Annotated in this window: 3 protein-coding genes and 2 rRNA genes (2 of these 5 cut by a window edge); all 5 read left to right on the forward strand. The window is 38.7% G+C overall.

Features of this window, described 5'->3' with window-relative positions:
* Positions 1–2,549: ribosomal RNA gene (locus J1C67_RS06970) — 23S ribosomal RNA — on the forward strand (it extends 357 nt beyond the left edge of the window).
* Positions 2,550–2,639: 90 nt separating this feature from the next.
* A 5S ribosomal RNA gene (rrf, locus tag J1C67_RS06975) occupies positions 2,640–2,756 on the forward strand.
* A 127-nt stretch (positions 2,757–2,883) separates the two neighbouring features.
* Positions 2,884–3,843, forward strand: a complete 960-nt coding sequence (locus J1C67_RS06980; protein ID WP_167867709.1) for an ABC transporter substrate-binding protein — start codon at positions 2,884–2,886, stop codon at positions 3,841–3,843.
* A complete protein-coding gene (locus tag J1C67_RS06985) occupies positions 3,818–4,591 on the forward strand; it encodes an ABC transporter permease (RefSeq protein ID WP_167867708.1) in 774 nt (257 codons plus the stop codon). The genes J1C67_RS06980 and J1C67_RS06985 overlap by 26 nt, the downstream gene beginning before the upstream one ends.
* On the forward strand, positions 4,536–5,000 hold the 5' portion of the coding sequence (locus J1C67_RS06990) for an ATP-binding cassette domain-containing protein (protein WP_244980269.1). It continues 210 nt past the right edge of the window; the window shows 465 of its 675 coding nt (coding positions 1–465); it begins with the start codon at positions 4,536–4,538; its stop codon lies off the right edge, out of view. The genes J1C67_RS06985 and J1C67_RS06990 overlap by 56 nt, the downstream gene beginning before the upstream one ends.

Raw genomic sequence — 5,000 nt, forward strand, 5'->3', positions numbered from 1 at the left:
GGTAATAGTCCCGTAAGTGAAACGAGGAAGCTAATAGTTCTGATCCAGAGTACCACGAGACACGTGAAACCTTGTGGGAAGCAGGGAGGACCACCTCCCAAGGCTAAATACTACCTGATGACCGATAGTGAAGAAGTACCGTGAGGGAAAGGTGAAAAGAACCCCGGGAGGGGAGTGAAATAGAACCTGAAACCATATGCCTACAACCGATCAAAGCCCCATACGAGGGTGATGATGTGCTTTTTGTAGAACGAGCCAACGAGTTACGGTATGTAGCAAGGTTAAGTACTTAAGGTACGGAGCCGAAGGGAAACCAAGTCTTAATAGGGCGACTAGTTGCATGCCGTAGACCCGAAACCGAGTGACCTATCCATGGCCAGGTTGAAGCGGGGGTAAAACCCCGTGGAGGACCGAACCACGTTGCTGTTGAAAAAGCATGGGATGAGCTGTGGATAGCGGAGAAATTCCAATCGAACTCGGAGATAGCTGGTTCTCCTCGAAATAGCTTTAGGGCTAGCGTCGGATATGAGTAATGGAGGTAGAGCACTGAATGGGCTAGGGGGCGTATCGCTTACTGAACCTTATCAAACTCCGAATGCCATATACTATTAGTCCGGCAGTCAGACTATGAATGATAAGATCCATGGTCGAAAGGGAAAAAGCCCAGATCGTCAGCTAAGGTCCCAAAGTGTAAGTTAAGTGGAAAAGGATGTGGGATTTCAAAGACAACTAGGATGTTGGCTCAGAAGCAGCCATTCATTGAAAGAGTGCGTAATAGCTCACTAGTCAAGAGATCCTGCGCCGAAAATGTCCGGGGCTCAAACTTACCACCGAAGCTACGGGCTTGTATTTAATACGAGCGGTAGAGGAGCGTCGTAATCGGGCTGAAGTCGTACCGTAAGGAGCGGTGGACTGATTACGAGTGAGAATGTTGGCATTAGTAGCGAGATGTAAGTGAGAATCTTACAGGTCGAAAACCTAAGGTTTCCTGGGGAAGGCTCGTCCGCCCAGGGTTAGTCGGGACCTAAGCCGAGGCCGAAAGGCGTAGGCGATGGACAATTGGTTGATATTCCAATACCACTACAATCGTTATTATCGATGGTGTGACGGAGAAGGATAGGATGTGCTAGCGAATGGAAATGCTAGTCTAAGCGTTTAGGGAGTTAAGGTAGGCAAATCCGCTTTAACAATTCTGAGGCGTAATGGGGAAGGCCTTTTAGGCTGAAGTATCTGATTCCATGCTTCCAAGAAAAGCATCTAGAAAGAGAAGTAGTGCCCGTACCGCAAACCGACACAGGTAGGTGAGGAGAGAATCCTAAGACCATCGGAAGAATTGCAGTTAAGGAACTAGGCAAATTAACCCCGTAACTTCGGGAGAAGGGGTGCCTGCGAGAGCAGGCCGCAGAGAATAGGCTCAAGCAACTGTTTAACAAAAACACAGGTCTCTGCTAAAGCGTAAGCTGATGTATAGGGGCTGACTCCTGCCCGGTGCTGGAAGGTTAAGGGGAATGCTTAGCGCAAGCGAAGGTGTGAACTTAAGCCCCAGTAAACGGCGGCCGTAACTATAACGGTCCTAAGGTAGCGAAATTCCTTGTCAGGTAAGTTCTGACCCGCACGAATGGAGTAATGACTTGAGCACTGTCTCAACTGCAAATCCGGCGAAGTTGTAGTGCGAGTGAAGATGCTCGCTACCCGCGATTGGACGGAAAGACCCCGTAGAGCTTTACTGTAGCTTAGCATTGAATTTCGGTATTGTCTGTACAGGATAGGTGGGAGACTGGGAAGCTAGGGCGTTAGCCTTGGTGGAGTCATCCTTGGGATACCACCCTGACAGTACTGAGGTTCTAACTGGACGCCATGAAACTGGTGACAGGACATTGTTAGGTGGGCAGTTTGACTGGGGCGGTCGCCTCCTAAAAAGTAACGGAGGCGCTCAAAGGTTCCCTCAGAACGGTCGGAAATCGTTCGAAGAGTGCAAAGGCAGAAGGGAGCCTGACTGCGACACCTACAAGTGGAGCAGGGACGAAAGTCGGACTTAGTGATCCGGTGGTACCTCGTGGGAGGGCCATCGCTCAACGGATAAAAGCTACCTCGGGGATAACAGGCTGATCTCCCCCAAGAGTCCACATCGACGGGGAGGTTTGGCACCTCGATGTCGGCTCGTCGCATCCTGGGGCTGTAGTAGGTCCCAAGGGTTGGGCTGTTCGCCCATTAAAGCGGCACGCGAGCTGGGTTCAGAACGTCGTGAGACAGTTCGGTCCCTATCCGTCGCGGGCGTAGGAAATTTGAGAGGAGCTGTCCTTAGTACGAGAGGACCGGGATGGACCGACCTATGGTGCACCAGTTGTTCCGCCAGGAGCATCGCTGGGTAGCTAAGTCGGGACGGGATAAACGCTGAAAGCATCTAAGCGTGAAGCCTCCCTCAAGATGAGATTTCCCATAGCATAAGCTAGTAAGACCCCTTGAAGAACACGAGGTTGATAGGTCAGAGGTGTAAGTATGGCAACATATTTAGCTGACTGATACTAATAGGTCGAGGGCTTGACCAATTTACAATAATTCATGTGCAATTTTCAGAGAACAAAACTCTGATAAAATTAAATATAAGAGACTAAATCTATGATTTAGGATCTAAACCATCTGGTGATGATGGCGTAGAGGAAACACTCCTTTCCATTCCGAACAGGAAAGTTAAGCTCTACAGCGCTAATGGTACTGCACGGGCAGCTGTGTGGGAGAGTAGGACGTCGCCAGGTTAATAAAAAAAGAGTCTGATTTAGACTCTTTTTTTTGCGTCTAAAATTATTTGGATAGTATTTATAGTTAGTAAGTAATGTAGTATAGTATAGGTATGGAAATAAATAGATATGAGAAGGAGTAAATATGAAAAAATCAATAAAAATAATAATACTAGTATCAATGACTTTTGTATTAATGGCTTGTTCTAAGAAACCAGTAGAGGAAGTAAGTGCAAGAATAATATATCCAGATGGGTTACCGGCAATAGGTATAAGTAAATTTATTAATGACAATAAGAAAATAGATAACTATACAATAGAAAGTGAATTGCAAAAAACACCAGATGCTTTAGTAGCTGAATTATTAAAAAGCGAAGCTGATATTGCGGTAGTGCCATCGAATTTAGCATTACAAGTTCACAATAAAGGCTTAGAATATAAAGTAGCAGGAACTATTGGATTAGGATCGTTATATTTAATAACTACTGAAGATATAACAGATATAAATGAGTTACAAAGTAAAGAAATTTATAATACAGGTAAAGGTCTTACACCAGATCTTATAGGAAAGGAAATATTAAATAGTAAAGGGCTAACTGAAGATAAGGTGAATTATTCATATGTAAGTGCTGCATCTGAATTAGCACCTATGATTATAAGTGGAAAGGCTAAATATGCTATAGTTTCAGAACCTGTCTTATCTACTATAATGAGTAAAAAATCTAATGTAAAAATATTATTAGATTTTAATAAAGAATGGATGGAATCAAAGGATACTAAGATAGGATTTCCACAATCAACTTTATTAATAAAAGAAAAATTTTATAATGATAATAAAAAACTATGTAAAAAAATAGTAGAAAATATTAAAGAGTCCATAGATTGGGGAAATAATAATCCTAATGAGGCTGGTGTAATAAGTGAAAGTATAGGAATATCAGTTAATAAGGATATATTATCAAGTGCACTGGATAGAGCAAATCTGAAATTCTATAATATACAAGATACTAAAAATGAGTATATAAGATTTTTTGAAGTTATAGATAATAAAGAGTTAAATGAGGAAGGAAAAACTACTTATGAGGAAGTCTTCATTAAAGAATAATAAATATATTATTATAGCTACAATAATTATAATAATCTTATGGGAAATAGTATCTGTAGTAGTAAATAATCAAATAATAATGCCAGGAATAAAAAATATATTATTTGAGTGTGAAAAGATATTAGTTAATGGAGATTGTGTATCATTGATATACTATAGCTTAATAAGATGTTTTATTAGTTTTTTAATTTCTATAATATTAGCAGTTTTATTAGGTGTATTAAGTTATATTAATAAGTGGATATATAATTTTATATATCCTATATTAGCAGTAATTAAATCAGTGCCAACAATGGCATTTATAGTATTAGTACTAGTGTGGGTTTCTAAAGAAACTGCACCAATATTAATAGGAATTATTATATCATTACCTATATTTTATGATGTTACAATTAATACTTTGATTAATACGGATGTTAAACTTATAGAAATGTGTAGAGTATATAAAGTAAAAGAAATAGATATACTTAAAAAAGTATATTTACCTTCAATTACTATTTCAATAAGTAATATATTAAGCTCTACTATTTCTCTAATATTTAAAGTAGTTATAGCTGGTGAAGTATATGCACAACCAAAGTATGGTATTGGAGCAGCTATTCAATTAGAGAAAATGCAATTAAATACGTCAGCAGTTATTACTTGGATAATTATTATAGCTATAGTTAGTATAATAGTAGATAAAATTTTAAGTGTTTTACTTAAGAAATTTAATAAGTGGAAGGGGGAAGATCATTATATTAATTAGTAATATAAATATTAGTTATGGAAATAGAAATATTTATAAAAATTTTGAAATTAATATAGAAGACAGTAAGGTTAATTGTATTATGGGACCCTCTGGTTGTGGAAAGACAACATTATTAAATTATATAAGTAATAAATGCCTTGAGGAAAATAAAAATATTTCTTATGTATTTCAAGAAGATAGGTTAATACCTTGGCAAACAGTATATGAAAATTTAGAATTAGTATGTAAGAGATATTATGAGGATAAAGATATAAGTAATAAAGTGAATAATGGTTTAAAAGAAGTTGGGTTATTAGATTATGCAAGATATTATCCAAATCAATTAAGTGGAGGAATGAATCAAAGAGTAAATATAGCAAGGGCTTTAGCAATTCCTTCTGATATAATAATTATGGATGAACCATTT

It is taken from the genome of Clostridium gasigenes (assembly GCF_017348895.1).
GTDB classification, from domain to species: domain Bacteria; phylum Bacillota; class Clostridia; order Clostridiales; family Clostridiaceae; genus Clostridium; species Clostridium gasigenes.

Bases quoted from the DNA above. Each gene is read 5' to 3' on its own strand.
- J1C67_RS06980 (WP_167867709.1), top strand. From the start codon at position 2,884: ATGAAAAAATCAATAAAAATAATAATACTAGTATCAATGACTTTTGTA.
- J1C67_RS06985 (WP_167867708.1), top strand. From the start codon at position 3,818: ATGAGGAAGTCTTCATTAAAGAATAATAAATATATTATTATAGCTACA.